We start from the raw sequence: 13,703 nt of genomic DNA on the forward strand, positions 1-13,703 counted from the left end.
AGAGCATGGCGAAGATCAAGCCCAGCAAGGGCGCCCCGTACGCGCGCATCATGGGTGTCGGCGGTTACCGGCCCACCCGTGTCGTGCCGAACGAGGTGATCCTCGAGAAGATCGACTCGTCGGACGAGTGGATCCGCTCGCGCTCCGGCATCGCGACCCGCCACTGGGCCTCGCCCGAGGAGACCGTGACCGCGATGTCGGTCGAGGCCGCGGGCAAGGCCATCGCGGAGGCCGGGATCAGCCCCGAACAGATCGGTGGGGTCATCGTCTCCACCGTCTCGCACTTCAAGCAGACCCCGGCGGTCGCCACCGAGATCGCGGACCGGATCACGTCGAGCAAGCCGGCCGCGTTCGACATCTCGGCGGGCTGCGCCGGCTTCGGCTACGGCCTGACGCTCGCGAAGGGCATGGTGGTCGAGGGTTCCGCCGAGTACGTCCTCGTCATCGGCGTGGAGCGGCTGAGCGACCTGACCGACCTGGAGGACCGCGCGACGGCCTTCCTGTTCGGTGACGGCGCGGGCGCCGTCGTCGTCGGCCCGGCGCAGCAGCCGGAGATCGGCCCCACCGTCTGGGGTTCCGAGGGCGACAAGTCCGAGACCATCAAGCAGACGGTGCCGTGGACGGACTACCGTGACGGCACGGTCGAGAAGTTCCCGGCGATCACGCAGGAGGGCCAGGCGGTGTTCCGCTGGGCCGTCTTCGAGATGGCCAAGGTCGCCCAGCAGGCGCTGGACGCCGCCGGGATCTCCGCGGCCGACCTGGACGTCTTCATCCCGCACCAGGCCAACATGCGGATCATCGACTCGATGGTGAAGACGCTGAAACTGCCGGAGCACGTCACGGTCGCCCGCGACGTGGAGACCACCGGCAACACCTCGGCCGCCTCGATCCCGCTCGCGATGGAGCGGCTCCTGGCGACCGGGCAGGCGAAGAGCGGGGACACCGCGCTCGTCATCGGCTTCGGGGCGGGGCTCGTCTACGCCGCGACGGTCGTTACCCTCCCCTAGGCACACGTTCCGGTCCTCCGACCGGTACGGACGCCGTCACATCCTCTGAGAAGCACAGAGCTACACACCGAAGGAGCGCCAACATGGCCGCCACCCTGGAAGAGATCGTCGAGGGTCTCGCCGAGATCGTCAACGAGATCGCCGGCATCCCCACCGAGGACGTCGAGCTGGACAAGTCCTTCACGGACGACCTGGACGTGGACTCGCTGTCCATGGTCGAGGTCGTCGTCGCCGCCGAGGAGCGCTTCGACGTGAAGATCCCGGACGACGACGTCAAGGGCCTCAAGACGGTCCGCGACGCTGCCGACTACATCCTCAAGCACCAGGCCTGATCGGATCGCCACCCGGCGGTGGCGCCGCATTCACGCATACCTCATACACGTGGAGAAAGAATTCCTGTGAGCCCGACCAATCGCACCGTGGTCGTCACCGGTATCGGCGCAACCACACCGCTGGGTGGCGACTCCGCCTCGACCTGGGAGGGTCTGGTCGCCGGGCGTTCCGGCGTCCGGCCCCTCGAAGGCGAGCGCTTCGCCGAACTGCCCGTGCAGATCGCGGCCCGCGTGGCCGTGGACCCGCTGGACGTCCTGCCGCGGCCGCTGGCCCGCAAGCTGGACCGCTCGGCCCAGTTCGCCGTCATCGCGGCGCGCGAGGCGTGGGCGGACGCCGGTTTCTCCGGCCCCGCCGGTGAGGACGAGAAGGTCAGTCCGGAGCGCCTCGGTTCCGTCATCGCCTCCGGCATCGGCGGCGTGACGACCCTGCTCGACCAGTACGACGTGCTGAAGGAGAAGGGCTCCCGTCGGGTCTCCCCGCACACGGTGCCCATGCTCATGCCGAACAGCCCCGCCGCGAACGTGGGCCTGGAGGTGAACGCCCAGGCGGGCGTCCACACCCCGGTGTCGGCGTGCGCGTCGGGCGCCGAGGCCATCGGTTACGCCATCGAGATGATCCGCACCGGCCGCGCCGACGTGGTCGTCGCCGGTGGCACCGAGGCGGCCATCCACCCGCTGCCCATCGCGGCGTTCGCCAACATGATGGCGATGTCCAAGAACAACGACGAGCCCGAGAAGGCCTCCCGCCCGTACGACAAGGGCCGTGACGGCTTCGTGCTGGGCGAGGGCGCGGGCGTGGTCGTCCTGGAGTCGGCCGAGCACGCCGCGGCGCGCGGCGCCCGCGTGTACTGCGAGGCGCTGGGCCAGGGCCTGTCCGCCGACAGCCACCACATCGCGCAGCCGGAGCCCACCGGCCGCGGCATCGCCGCCGCGCTGCAGAACCTGCTGGACTCGACGGACCTGAAGCCGTCGGAGATCGTGCACCTGAACGCCCACGCCACGTCGACGCCGCAGGGCGACGTCGCCGAGGTGAAGGCGCTGCGCAAGATCCTCGGTGACGACCTGGAGCACGTCGCGATCTCCGCGACGAAGTCCATGACGGGTCATCTGCTGGGCGGTGCCGGCGGCATCGAGACCGTCGCGACGGTCCTGGCGCTGCACCACCGCACGGCCCCGCCGACCATCAACGTCGAGGACCTGGACGAGGAGGTCGACGCGGACATCGTGCGCGGCGAGCCCCGTCCGCTGCCCGAGGGCACGATCGCGGCGATCAACAACTCGTTCGGCTTCGGCGGCCACAACGTGGTCCTCGCCTTCCGGACGGTCTGAAGTCCGCGCCCGGGACACCCCGGCCCGTACGTGAGGAAGGCCCCCGCCCTGCTGGGCGGGGGCCTTCCTCCGTGCCGTGCGCCGACGGCCCGTGAGGCACGCGCGCGGTGACGGGCGCCGGCGATGGTGGGCGCCCGGCGGGCGGTCAGACGACCTGGTGCAGCCAGCGGACGGGGGCACCCTCACCGGCGTACCGGAAGGGCTCCAGCTCGTCGTCCCACGGCTTGCCGAGAAGCTTGGCGATCTCCGCCTCCAGGAGCGTCTCGCCCTGGGCGGAGCGGGCGAGGGCGGCGCGCAGCCGGTCCTCGGGGATCATGATGTCGCCGTGGATGCCGATGACGGCGTGGAAGATGCCCAGGACGGGCGTGGCGCTGTAGCGCTCGCCCTCGGCGGTGGGGCAGGGTTCGGCTGTCACCTCGAAGCGGAGCATCTGCCAGCCGCGGAGCGCGGAGGCGAGTTTGGAGGCGGTGCCCGGTTCACCACGCCAGGAGAACTCGGATCTCCAGGTGCCCGGTGAGGCCGGCTGCCGGATCCAGTCGAGCTGGACCCTCGCGCCGAGCACTCCCGCGACCGCCCATTCGACGTGCGGACAGAGCGCGCGCGGCGCGGAGTGGACGTACAGGACTCCACGTGTCGTCACCGGGACCTCCAGGGTGGGACGAGGTTCGCCTTTTCCCAGCGGCCTCAGTAAACAGCATCGGGAGCGAAACTCCACAAAAGGGACAGCTTGTGACGTGATGTAATTTACCGGAGCCGGTCGGCCAGGCGCGTCTGGTTCGACGGGGAAAAGCTACCGTGCGCCGGGTCTCTTGGGATGACGTACGGTCGGTCCCGTGGCCCCTCGACACGAAGCTTTCACTCGCCAGGACCGCGCCCGCGTACGCCCGTCCGGGGGGTGCCGAGCCGCCGCCGTCGTGGCCGCGGCGGCGCTGTTCTGCGGTGCGGCGCTGTCCGGGTGTGTCGCCTCCCCGGACCGTGGCGGGGCGGACGGGGCGCGGCAGCGGGCCACCGCGGCGCGGCCGAGCCCCTCCCCCACGCCGCCCCTGTGGAACACCCGGCCGGCGTCGGTCGCCGCGGTCGGCGACTCCATCACGCGCGGTTTCGACGCGTGCGGCGTGCTGGCGGACTGCCCGGAGGTGTCGTGGGCCACCGGCTCCGACGCCGGCGTCGACAGCCTCGCGCTGCGGCTGCTGGGCGCGTCCGCCCTGCCCTCGCGCAGCTGGAACCTGGCCCGGTCGGGCGCCCGCGTCGCGGAGCTGCCCGCGCAGATGGCGCTGGCCGCGGCACGGAAGCCGGGCCTGGTCGCGGTCATGGTCGGGGCGAACGACGCCTGCCGCCCGTCCGTGGACCTGATGACGCCCGTGGCCGACTTCCGGGCGTCGTTCGAGTCGGCGGTGGCGGCGCTGCGGCGGACGGCGCCCGAGGCGCAGTTGTACGTGGCGAGCGTGCCGGACCTGCACCGGCTGTGGTCGACGGGCCGTGACCACCCGGTGGGCCGGCAGGTGTGGCCGATGGGCGTGTGCGGGTCGATGCTCGCCGACGCGAACGACCTCGGCGCGGCGGCCACGGCGCGGCGCGCGGCCGTGCGCGAGCGGGTGGTGGCGTACAACGGCGTGCTGCGTGACGTGTGCGCCCGTGACGCGCGCTGCCGCCACGACGGCGGCGCCGTCTTCGACTACCGTTTCGGCAGCGGTCAGTTGAGCCCGTGGGACGTCTTCCACCCCAGCCGGGACGGGCAGGGACGGCTGGCGAAGATCGCCTACCGCGCCGTCACGGCCGCGGAGCCGCCCGCGTAGGCTCGGCCGACGTGATCACACAGGTCGAGGAGTGGGGCCGGCTCTCCGACGGCGCGGCGGTGCACCGTTGGACGCTGGAGCGGGCCGGGACGCGCGCGCGGGTCCTGACGTACGGCGGGATCGTGCAGTCGGTGGAGCGGCCGGACCGGGACGGGACCGTCGCGGACGTGGTGCTGGGCTTCGACGGCGTCGCCGGGTACGAGGAGCGGCCGGAGCCTTACTTCGGCGCTCTCGTGGGGCGGTACGCCAACCGCATCCGGGACGGCGTCTTCCGTCTGGACGGGCGGACCCACCGGCTCGCGCGCAACGGCGGCCCGCACAGTCTGCACGGCGGCGAGCGGGGCTTCGACAAGCACGTGTGGGAGGCGGCGGAGGTCGACTGCGGGGTGCGGCTGTCCCGGGTGAGTCCGGACGGCGAGGAGGGCTTCCCCGGCCGGCTGGAGGTCTCGGCGACGTACACCCTGGACGGCGACGGCGCCCTGTGCGTCGCGTACCGGGCGGTGACCGACGCCCCGACGGTGGTCAACCTCACCAACCACACGTACTGGAACCTCGGCGGGGCGCACGAGCTGTGGGTCGCCGCCGCGCACCACACGCCGTCGGACGCGACGGGCGTGCCGACCGGGGAGCTGGCCCCGGTGGCGGGGACCCGGCTGGACTTCCGCACGCCGCGGCCCGTGGGCACCGGTCTCGACGACAACTTCGCCTTGGACCGGGCCGTGGGCACGGCGGGGAGCGTGGCCGTGGGCGGAGTCCTGGGCGGAGCTGCGGGCGGACCTGCGGGCGGGGCCGTGGGCGGGGCCGTCGCCGCCGGCCCGGGCGAGCCGGACGGGCCGGTGGCCGAGCTGTACGCGCCCGCCACGGGGCGGGTGGTGACGGTGTGGACGACGGAGCCCGGGCTCCAGGTGTACGCCCCGGACCACCTGGACGGGGTCGCCCTGGAGACGCAGGCCTTCCCGGACTCGCCGAACCGGCCGGAGTTCCCGAGCACGGTGCTGCGGCCGGGCGAGGTGTACGCGTCTCGGACGCGGTACGGCTTCGGGGTGCGCTGAGCCCGGCGGCCGGGGCTCAGTCGAGTTCCAGGCAGACGCTCAGGCGCACGTCGGTGAGGGAGCGGCCCGCGCGGATCTCGTACCGGCCCGGTACGGCGGTCCACGCGCGCGTCTCCTCGTCCCACACGTCGAAGAGGCGGGGCGCCAGCCGGATCTCCGCCTCCGCGGCGGCGCCTGGAGCGGCCTCGACCGTCGCGAAGCCGATCAGCCAGCGCTCGGGGCGCTCGACGCGGTCGGCGCGGGGGGCGACGTACAGCTGGACGACCTCGCGGCCGGGGCGTGAGCCGGTGTTGCGGACGCGGACCCGGGCGGTGGTGGGGGTGACGTCCAGGGACTCGTACTCCCAGGTGGTGTAGCCGAGGCCGTGGCCGAAGGGGTAGGCGGGCGCGGGCCCGCCCGCCCGGTCCCAGGCCCGGTACCCGATGTACGGGCCCTCGGTGTAGCGCAGTTCGCCGTCGACGGGGGTGACGTCGGTGACGGGCGCGTCGGCGAGCGCGGCCGGCCACGTGGTCGGGAGGCGGCCGCCCGGCTCCTGCGCGCCGAGGAGGACGTCGGCGAGGGCGGCGCCGCCCTCCTGGCCGGGGAACCACGTGAGGAGCACGGCCGCCACCTCCTCCCGCCAGGGCGTTTCCACGGGCGCGCCGGCGTTGACCACGACGACGGTGCGGGGGTTGGCGGCGGCGACGGCCCGGACCAGGTCGTCTTGCCGGCCCGGCAGCCGCAGGTCGGCGCGGTCGAACCCCTCGGACTCGACGCGTTCGGTGGTGGCGACGACCACGACGGCGGTGTCGGCGGCGCGGGCGGCCTCGACGGCCTCGGCGATCAGCGCGTCGGGGTCGCGCCGCGGCGGGCGGTGCAGCAGCGCGAAGACGACGGCGGGCAGCGGCGACCCGGGGCCGCCGCCCGTGGTGTGGCGCAGGGACACCTCGACGGGGACGCCCTCGGTGAGGGTGACCGTGCCGCGTTCGGCGGGCGTGCCGGCGAACGCCTCGAACGGGTCGCTCTCGTCGCCCGCCGCCTGCACCCCGTCGTAGAGGGTCCGTCCGGCCACGGTCAGCGCGAGGCCGCCGAGGCCGCGGGTGCCGAAGCCGTGGGCGCCGCTCTCGCGGGGGGTGAACGTGCCGGTGATCTCGACGCTGTGGAGCGTCTCGTGGGTGACCCCGGCGGGCAGGTCGGTGGCGATCCACTGGATCTGGCCGGAGGGCAGCGGCGTCTCGGCGAGCACCGCCCCGGAGGCGTCGCGGCAGACGGCGCGCAGGGTGAAGCCGGTCCCGGCGGGGGCGGGTTCGTCGGCGGGGTCGGCGCCGACGGCGTACGTGAGCCCGACGCCCTCGGGCAGGGCCGCCGCGAGGCCGTCGAGCGGCGAGACGGTCCGGGCGGGGAAGACGTGCGCGGAGCCGCCGCCGAGGACGCGGGCGTCGCGGGCGGCGGCCCCGACGAGCGCGATCCGGCGGGTGCGCGCCGGGTCGAGGGGCAGGGCGCCGCCGGCGTTGCGCAGCAGGACGAACGAGCGGTGGGCGATCTCGCGGGCGAGCGCCTCGCCGTCGACGTGCCGCGGGGGTGCGGCGACGGCCGGTGGGGCGCCCTCCAGCGCGCCGACGCGGGCGGCGAGGCGGAGCACGCGGCGCACCGCCCGGTCCACCAGCTCCTCGTCGACCTCCCCGGACCGGACGGCGGCGGCGAGGGCCTCGCCGTAGACGGTGTGGGGGCCGGGCATGGCGACGTCGAGGCCGCCGCGCAGGGCGCCGGTCGTGGAGCGGGCGGCCAGCCAGTCGGAGACGGTGACGCCGTCGAAGCCCCACTCGTCGCGCAGCACGTCGATCTGGAGGTGCCGGTGCTCGGTCATGGTGACGCCGTTGACGGCGTTGTACGCGGCCATCACCGCCCAGGGGCGGGGGCCGCGGACGATCGCCTCGAAGGGAGCGAGGTACAGCTCGCGCAGCGCCCGGGGCGGGACGGTGTTGTCGACGGTGAAGCGGTCGGTCTCGGCGTCGTTGGCGACGAAGTGCTTGACGGTGGCGGCGACCCCGCCGTCCTGGACGCCGCGCACGTAGGCCGTGCCGATCTCGCCGGTGAGGTACGGGTCCTCGCTGTACGCCTCGAAGTGGCGGCCGCCGAGCGGGGAGCGGTGGAGGTTCACCGTCGGGGCGAGCAGGACGTGGACGCCCTTGCGGCGGGCCTCCTGGGCGAGCAGACGCCCGGCGCGGCGGGCGAGCCGGGGGTCCCACGTGGCGGCGAGCGCGGTGGGGGACGGCAGGGTGACGGACGGGTCGTCGGCGGTCCACCGCACGCCGCGGACGCCGACGGGGCCGTCGGACATGACCAACGACGCCAGGCCGACGGACGGGACGGCCGGGAGGCTCCACATGTCCCGGCCCGCCAGGAGGCGCGCCTTCATGTCCAGGTCGAGCGCCCCGAGCGCCGCCTCCACCGCTTCGTCCGCCGTCATGGTGGCCCCTTCCGGTCCGTCCGTCCCGCGTCGCCGGCACCCATGGTGACCCGGCCACCTGACGGGCAGTAGGTGTCGTTACCCCTTCGTGATACCAGCGTGGCCGGTTACCGTACCGTCCTGCTGCGGGACCGACGGGAGGAGCGCGGACATGACGGCTGCCAGGCCCAGGAGCGAGGAGCGTCGCGAGGCCATCCTGCGCGCGGCCTTCGAGGTCATCGCCGAACGCGGCTACCGGGGGGCGTCGCTGGCCGCCGTCGCGGAACGGGCGGGGCTCACGCAGCAGGGGCTGCTCCACCACTTCCCCGGCAAGGAGGCGCTGCTGGTCGCGGTGTTGGAGGAGCGCGACCGTTGGGACACCGGCGGCGGCGGCGCGAGCGGCCGGTCCGGGTGGCGGCTGGACCTGCTGGCGACCCTCGTCGAGTACAACGCGATGCGGCCGGGCATGGTGCAGACCTTCTCCGCGCTGCTCGGGGAGAGCGTGACGGACAGTCATCCGGCGCGAGCCTTCTTCGTCCGGCGGTACACCGCGGTGCGGGCGGACATGGCGGAGTTGCTGCGGACCGAGTTCGGTGAGCGGCTGCCCTGCGGTCTCACCCCGGAGCGGGCCGCGCCCCTGCTCACGGCGGTACTGGACGGACTGCAGTACCAGTGGCTGCTCGACCCGGAGTCGGTGGACATGGCGGCGGCGTTCCGGGACTTCATGGTGCTGGTGGGGTGGGAGGAGGTGAAGTAGACGCGTGGTGGCGCCCGGTGCGGGCGGCGGCGATACTGCGGCCACCCGACGGAAGGACTCCCGTGTCACGGATACGCACCACCGCCCTCGGTCTCGCCCTCACGGCCGCCGCCTCCGCCCTCACCCTCGGCGCCGCGCCCGCCTCCGCCTCCCCCTTCGTCTCATCCTCCGCCTCGGTCCCCGTACCCGCCTCCGGGGGCGGGGGCGCGGGCGGGATCGCGGGCGGCGACGTCGAGGGGCGTGCGGACGGGGCCCCGGCCGGGCCCACCGTCGAGGAGGCACGACTGGACCGGCCCGTGCCGCGGGAGATCCTGCGGCGCTCCGGGTTCGACACCGCGGCGCCCCGGTTCGCCGACGCGCTGCGCGGCGCGCGGACGTACGCGCAGGCCGAGCGGATCGCCGTACGGCACGGGACGGAGCTGTGGCGGCGGGCCGTCGACCGGGCGCAGGGGCGCGGACCGGTGGGCGGCGACCTCGCCCGGGACGACGACCGGCCGCTGTACTGGGCACGGTTGGGCATGACCCGCGCCCTGCGCGCCTGGGAGCCCGCCACGGCCCTGCCGGCCGGGGCGCGCGAACGGCTCGTCGACCGGCTGGAGTCGGCCTCACGGGGCCAGGACGCCGTCCGCTTCCCGGCCGGCCGGGGCGTCAAGCGGGTGCTGATGACCGGTTTCGACCCGTTCACGCTCGACCGGGACATCCGGATCGGCAACCCGTCGGGCGCCGCCGCCCTCTCCCTCGACGGGACGCTGGTGCGCACGGCGGACGGCGGGTGGGCACGCGTCGAGACGATGGTCTTCCCGGTGCGCTGGCGGGACTTCGCGGACGGCACCGTGGAACGGGCGCTGCGCCCGCACCTGCCGCGCGTGGACCTGTTCACCACCGTCAGCCAGGGCCGCGTGGGCCGCTTCGACGTCGAGCGGTACAACGGGGCGTGGCGCGGCGGCTTCGCGGACAACGAGAACGCCTCGCAGACCGGCCCGGTCCCGGTCGACGACCCGGCCACGCGGCCCCAGTGGACGGTGACCAGCCTGCCGTACGCCGCGATCACGGCCGCCGCCGCGGGCCCGTTCCCGATGTACGACAACACGGCGGTGACGGAGGTGCCCGCCGGAGCGGCCCAGCCGGTGGTCCGCCCCGACGGGCCCACGCCCGGCTCGGCGGCCCGCGCGGGCGGCGGGGGCGACTACCTCTCCAACGAGATCGCCTACCGCGCCACGCTGCTGCGCGACCGGCTGGGGCTGCCCGGCCTGCCGGGCGGGCACCTGCACACGCCGGTGCTGCAGTTCGGCGCGGACAACGCGGACGCGGTGGAGGACCCCACGTACCTGCGGAACCGGGCGGCCATCACGGCGCAGGTCCGCTCGGTCATCGCCGTGGCGGCGGGCACGGGCGGCGGCTCGGAGGGCGCGGGCGGCGGCTCGGAGGGCGCGGGCGGTCCGGGCGGCGTGCGGCGGTGACGGTCCGTCGGCCCCCCGGGCCGCGCGGACGGGGACGGCATACTGTCGGACATGATCGTCGCAGCGGCCCAGTTCAGCGCGGTACCCGGGGACGTCGGGGCCAACGTCCGCACCATGGCGGGGATGCTCCGCGGGGCGGCCGGGGCGCGGGTGGTGGTCTTCCCCGAGCTCGCCCTCACCGGCTACGAGCCGGAGCTCGTCGACCGGGACCGCCGGCTGTGGACGGACGCCGACGATCCGCGGCTCGACCCGCTGCGGGACGCGTGCCGCGCGGTGGGCGCCGCCGCCGTCGTCAACGGCGCGGCACCGGGTGAGGCACCGGGCGAGCGGCGGCCGTACCTGACGTCGTTCGTGTTCGGGCCGGACGGGTCGCTGCTCACCCGCTACGACAAGCGGCACCTGTACGAGGCGGAGGGCGAGGTCTTCGCGGCGGGCACCCGCGACGGCCGCTTCACGCTGGACGGACAGCGGTTCGCGCTGGCCACCTGCTTCGACAACCACTTCCCGGAGGTCGGCGAGCGGGCGGCGGCGGACGGCTGCCGGGTGTACCTGGCCAGTTCCCTGTACGGGACGGGGGACGGCGTGCGGCAGCGGGCGACGGTCTATCCGGCCGTCGCCCGCGACCACGGCATGTACGTGGTCCTCGCCAACCACGTCGGCCCCGCCGGCCCGTGGACCGGCTGCGGGCGCAGCGCGGTGTGGGGTCCGGACGGCGGTCTGCTGGCCGAGGCGGACGCGACCGCGCCGGGGCTGGTCCGGGCGGAGGTCCGTACCGGGGCCGGCGGGGTGGTCGGCGCGCAGGCCGGTCACGTGGGGGCAGAGGCGCCCGGTGCGGCCGGTGTGCCCGGTGGGCCGGCCCCCCGGTAGGCGGGGACCGGCGGGCGAAGGGCCGGCGGGCGAAGGGCCGGCGGCCGCGGGTGGCCGCGGCGGGCGGACGCGGGTCAGTCCTTGTGGAGGCCGTACGCCCCGGGCTGCGCGGAGGGGGCGGGCTCCTGGTCCGGCCGGTGGGTGTCCGGCGCCAGCTCGCGCGCCATCAGCGTGGCCCCGGCGACGGCGCCGGGCATCAGGAAGACCGCGACGAACGGGACCAGGTACGCGAGGGTCAGCGGCACCCCGAAGCCGATGACCATCATGCGGCGGCCGCGCAGCAGCGCCAGGCGCTCCTTCAGCTCGATGCGGCGGCGCTGGAAGGCGACCGCCGTGAGCTCCTCGGTGAGGAAGTAGCCGGAGACGCAGAAGCCGAGCACGGGGACGACGGTCTGGCCGATGACCGGGACGAAGCCGAGGGCGAAGAGCAGCACGCCGTAGCAGGCCACACGCGCCACGATGCGGAGGCTGTCGCGGGCGGAGATCCACAGCTCGCGGCCGAGGGACAGCCCGGACTCGGCGACGTGCCCGCCCTCCGAGCGGTCGACCTCCTCGGAGAGCGACTCGTAGAAGGGCTGGCCCACCAGGAGGGTCACCGCGGTGAAGGTGATCACGGCGAGGAAGAGCCCGAGCGCGAAGACCAGGGCGGTGAGGAACCCGCGGAACAGCCCCTGCCAGGGCGAGGACCAGTCGTCGGCGAAGGGGGTGGCCCACGCCGTCAGGTCGTCGGCGCCGAAGGCCAGACCGACCAACGCGCCGGCGTAGAGGACGAGGGTGACGAGGCCGGGGAGCAGCCCGAAGCCCAACCAGCGGCCGTGCCGGCCGACCCACCGCTGTCCCTGCAGGAGAAAGCCGAAACCCTTGGCAAGATCACGCATGGGGGTCACCCTATCGGGGCCACGCCGCCGGTTTCCGGTCACGGTCGCCACGGGGGCGGACGGCATGCGCCGGACGCCGGGCCGATGACGGCGGAGAGCGGCTGACGGACCGGGGGCACGGGGCGGAAGGCGGACGGGGGCGGGAGACGGGGGCGGGGAGGACGGACGGCGGACGGGGGCGGGAGACGGGGGCGGGGAGGACGGACGGCGGAGGGCCGCGCCCCCGGTGGTCCCGGGGACGCGGCCCTCGCCCGTGCGCGGCGTACGCCCGTCCGTCAGACGGCGAGCTCGACCGTGATGTTCCCGCGGGTCGCCTTGGAGTACGGGCAGACCTGGTGGGCCTTCTCGAGCAGCTCCTTGGCGGTGGCGGGGTCGACGTTCGGGATGGTCGCGGAGATCTTGACGATGATCCCGAAACCGTCGTCGTTCTTGCCTATGCCCACCTCGGCGGTGACCTCGGAGCCGGACACGTCGGCCTTCTCCTGGCGGGCGACGACGGCCAGCGCGCCCTGGAAGCACGCGCTGTAGCCGGCGGCGAACAGCTGCTCCGGGTTGGTGCCCGCGCCGGAGCCGCCCATCGCCTTGGGCGGGTTGACGACCACGTCGAGCACGCCGTCGTCCGTGGCCACACGGCCGTCCCGGCCGTTCTCGGCGGTGGCTACGGCGGTGTAGAGGACGTCGGACTGCTGGATGGACATATAGGGGTTCCTCCCTGTGTCGCGCCGCGACTCGCGCCCACGATCGCGACGGCCTGGGGGGAGCCTAGCGGGTGAGAGAAACGATCATCTTGCCGGTGTTGGCACCGCGCAGCATGCCGAGGAAGGCGTCGACGCCGTTCTCCATGCCCTCGACGACCGTCTCGTCGTACTTCAGGTCGCCCGAGCGCAGCCAGCCGGAGACCTCCTCCACGAAGCGCGGCTGGAGGGCGGCGTGGTCGCCGACGAGCACGCCCTGCAGGCGCAGGCGCTTGCCGATGACCAGGGCGAGGTTACGCGGGGCCGGGGTCGCCTCGGTGTCGTTGTACTGGGCGATCATGCCGCAGATGGTGGCGCGGCCGTGGACGTTGAGCGAGGAGATCGCGGCCTCCAGGTGCTCGCCGCCGACGTTGTCGAAGTAGACGTCGATGCCGTCGGGGGCGGCGGCCCGCAGCTGCTCGCCGACCGGGCCGTTCTTGTAGTTGAAGGCGGCGTCGAAGCCGTACTCCTCCACCAGCCGCTTGACCTTCTCGTCGGAACCGGCCGAGCCGATCACCCGCGAGGCGCCCTTCAGCCGGGCCATCTGCCCGACCTGGCTGCCGACCGCGCCGGCCGCGCCGGAGACGAACACGGCGTCGCCCTCCTTGAAGGAGGCCGTCTCGAAGAGGCCCGCGTACGCCGTGAGGCCCGTCATGCCGAGCACGCCCAGGTAGGCGGTGAGCGGCGCGAGGAAGGCGTCGACCTTGGCGGCGCGCCCGGCCTCGACCTCGGCGTACTCCCGCCAGCCCAGGCCGTGCAGGACGTGGTCGCCGACCTCGAAGCCCTCGGCGGCGGAGGCGACGACCTCGCCGACCGCGCCTCCCTCCATCGGGTGGTCCAGCCGGAAGGGCGGGACGTACGACTTCACGTCGTTCATCCGGCCCCGCATGTACGGGTCCACCGAGAAGTGGAGGTTGCGGACGAGTATGCGGCCCTCGCCCGGGGCGGTGACGGGGGCCTCGCGGAGCGCGAAGTCCTCCGGGACGGGCCAGCCGTGCGGGCGGGCGACGAGGTGCCATTCACGGCCGGACGTCGGGAGTGCGGACATGCTGCGTACCTCCAG

General features: G+C 74.5%; 13 protein-coding genes. 8 read left to right on the forward strand and 5 right to left on the reverse strand.

All coding sequences use genetic code 11. The features are described from left to right. The first annotated feature begins 5 nt into the window (after window positions 1-5). The 3 genes from NRO40_RS08675 to fabF all read left to right on the forward strand — a co-directional run bounded on the left by NRO40_RS08675 (window position 6) and on the right by fabF (window position 2,668). Window positions 6-1,007, forward strand: coding sequence for a ketoacyl-ACP synthase III (locus NRO40_RS08675; protein ID WP_058942249.1), 1,002 nt, complete (start codon window positions 6-8; stop codon window positions 1,005-1,007). Window positions 1,008-1,090: 83 nt separating this feature from the next. Next, window positions 1,091-1,339 (forward strand): acyl carrier protein, encoded by a 249-nt coding sequence (locus NRO40_RS08680; protein ID WP_058942248.1) that lies wholly within the window; start codon window positions 1,091-1,093, stop codon window positions 1,337-1,339. 66 nt (window positions 1,340-1,405) lie between these two features. Then, the gene (gene fabF, locus NRO40_RS08685; RefSeq protein WP_058942247.1) at window positions 1,406-2,668 is read left to right on the forward strand and encodes a beta-ketoacyl-ACP synthase II; all 1,263 of its coding nucleotides are present in this window, start codon (window positions 1,406-1,408) and stop codon (window positions 2,666-2,668) included. Between the two features lie 145 nt (window positions 2,669-2,813). Here the strand turns inward: fabF and NRO40_RS08690 are convergent, their stop codons facing one another. Continuing rightward, a complete protein-coding gene (locus NRO40_RS08690; RefSeq protein WP_058942246.1) occupies window positions 2,814-3,308 on the reverse strand; it encodes a DUF3145 domain-containing protein in 495 nt (164 codons plus the stop codon). A 274-nt stretch (window positions 3,309-3,582) separates the two neighbouring features. Between NRO40_RS08690 and NRO40_RS08695 the strand changes: the two genes are divergently transcribed. Together NRO40_RS08695 and NRO40_RS08700 are read left to right on the forward strand one after the other, a co-directional pair. Further along, window positions 3,583-4,464 carry an SGNH/GDSL hydrolase family protein gene (locus tag NRO40_RS08695; protein ID WP_408057080.1) on the forward strand — a complete coding sequence of 294 codons (882 nt, stop codon included), beginning with the start codon at window positions 3,583-3,585 and terminating at the stop codon, window positions 4,462-4,464. 11 nt (window positions 4,465-4,475) lie between these two features. Further along, complete coding sequence (locus NRO40_RS08700; protein WP_232791066.1) at window positions 4,476-5,516, forward strand: aldose epimerase family protein; 1,041 nt, start codon at window positions 4,476-4,478, stop codon at window positions 5,514-5,516. A gap of 16 nt (window positions 5,517-5,532) precedes the next feature. Here NRO40_RS08700 and NRO40_RS08705 read toward each other — a convergent pair whose 3' ends face one another. Then, window positions 5,533-7,965: a beta-glucosidase family protein gene (locus tag NRO40_RS08705; RefSeq protein WP_058942244.1), complete on the reverse strand. Its 2,433-nt coding sequence runs from the start codon at window positions 7,963-7,965 to the stop codon at window positions 5,533-5,535. Between the two features lie 151 nt (window positions 7,966-8,116). Between NRO40_RS08705 and NRO40_RS08710 the strand changes: the two genes are divergently transcribed. The 3 genes from NRO40_RS08710 to NRO40_RS08720 all read left to right on the forward strand — a co-directional run bounded on the left by NRO40_RS08710 (window position 8,117) and on the right by NRO40_RS08720 (window position 11,028). Next, complete coding sequence (locus tag NRO40_RS08710; RefSeq protein WP_058942243.1) at window positions 8,117-8,701, forward strand: TetR/AcrR family transcriptional regulator; 585 nt, start codon at window positions 8,117-8,119, stop codon at window positions 8,699-8,701. A gap of 62 nt (window positions 8,702-8,763) precedes the next feature. Then, window positions 8,764-10,161 (forward strand): pyroglutamyl peptidase, encoded by a 1,398-nt coding sequence (locus NRO40_RS08715; protein ID WP_107115090.1) that lies wholly within the window; start codon window positions 8,764-8,766, stop codon window positions 10,159-10,161. A 51-nt stretch (window positions 10,162-10,212) separates the two neighbouring features. After that, on the forward strand, window positions 10,213-11,028 hold the full coding sequence (locus NRO40_RS08720; protein WP_079047060.1) for a carbon-nitrogen hydrolase family protein: 816 nt from the start codon (window positions 10,213-10,215) through the stop codon (window positions 11,026-11,028). A gap of 74 nt (window positions 11,029-11,102) precedes the next feature. Here NRO40_RS08720 and NRO40_RS08725 read toward each other — a convergent pair whose 3' ends face one another. The 3 genes from NRO40_RS08725 to NRO40_RS08735 all read right to left on the reverse strand — a co-directional run bounded on the left by NRO40_RS08725 (window position 11,103) and on the right by NRO40_RS08735 (window position 13,688). Then, window positions 11,103-11,906, reverse strand: a complete 804-nt coding sequence (locus NRO40_RS08725) for an EI24 domain-containing protein (RefSeq protein ID WP_058942242.1) — start codon at window positions 11,904-11,906, stop codon at window positions 11,103-11,105. A 275-nt stretch (window positions 11,907-12,181) separates the two neighbouring features. Further along, window positions 12,182-12,604: an organic hydroperoxide resistance protein gene (locus tag NRO40_RS08730; RefSeq protein ID WP_058942241.1), complete on the reverse strand. Its 423-nt coding sequence runs from the start codon at window positions 12,602-12,604 to the stop codon at window positions 12,182-12,184. A 64-nt stretch (window positions 12,605-12,668) separates the two neighbouring features. Further along, window positions 12,669-13,688 carry an NADP-dependent oxidoreductase gene (locus tag NRO40_RS08735; protein WP_058942240.1) on the reverse strand — a complete coding sequence of 340 codons (1,020 nt, stop codon included), beginning with the start codon at window positions 13,686-13,688 and terminating at the stop codon, window positions 12,669-12,671. Between the last annotated feature and the right edge of the window lie 15 nt (window positions 13,689-13,703).

Source organism: Streptomyces changanensis (assembly GCF_024600715.1).
GTDB classification, from domain to species: domain Bacteria; phylum Actinomycetota; class Actinomycetes; order Streptomycetales; family Streptomycetaceae; genus Streptomyces; species Streptomyces changanensis.

What these genes read in the sequence shown, in the direction of transcription:
- NRO40_RS08705 (WP_058942244.1), bottom strand. Translation starts at nt 7,965, where the DNA reads ATGACGGCGGACGAAGCGGTGGAGGCGGCGCTCGGGGCGCTCGACCTG.
- NRO40_RS08680 (WP_058942248.1), top strand. Translation starts at nt 1,091, where the DNA reads ATGGCCGCCACCCTGGAAGAGATCGTCGAGGGTCTCGCCGAGATCGTC.
- NRO40_RS08735 (WP_058942240.1), bottom strand. Translation starts at nt 13,688, where the DNA reads ATGTCCGCACTCCCGACGTCCGGCCGTGAATGGCACCTCGTCGCCCGC.
- NRO40_RS08675 (WP_058942249.1), top strand. Translation starts at nt 6, where the DNA reads ATGGCGAAGATCAAGCCCAGCAAGGGCGCCCCGTACGCGCGCATCATG.
- NRO40_RS08710 (WP_058942243.1), top strand. Translation starts at nt 8,117, where the DNA reads ATGACGGCTGCCAGGCCCAGGAGCGAGGAGCGTCGCGAGGCCATCCTG.
- NRO40_RS08720 (WP_079047060.1), top strand. Translation starts at nt 10,213, where the DNA reads ATGATCGTCGCAGCGGCCCAGTTCAGCGCGGTACCCGGGGACGTCGGG.
- NRO40_RS08725 (WP_058942242.1), bottom strand. Translation starts at nt 11,906, where the DNA reads ATGCGTGATCTTGCCAAGGGTTTCGGCTTTCTCCTGCAGGGACAGCGG.
- NRO40_RS08730 (WP_058942241.1), bottom strand. Translation starts at nt 12,604, where the DNA reads ATGTCCATCCAGCAGTCCGACGTCCTCTACACCGCCGTAGCCACCGCC.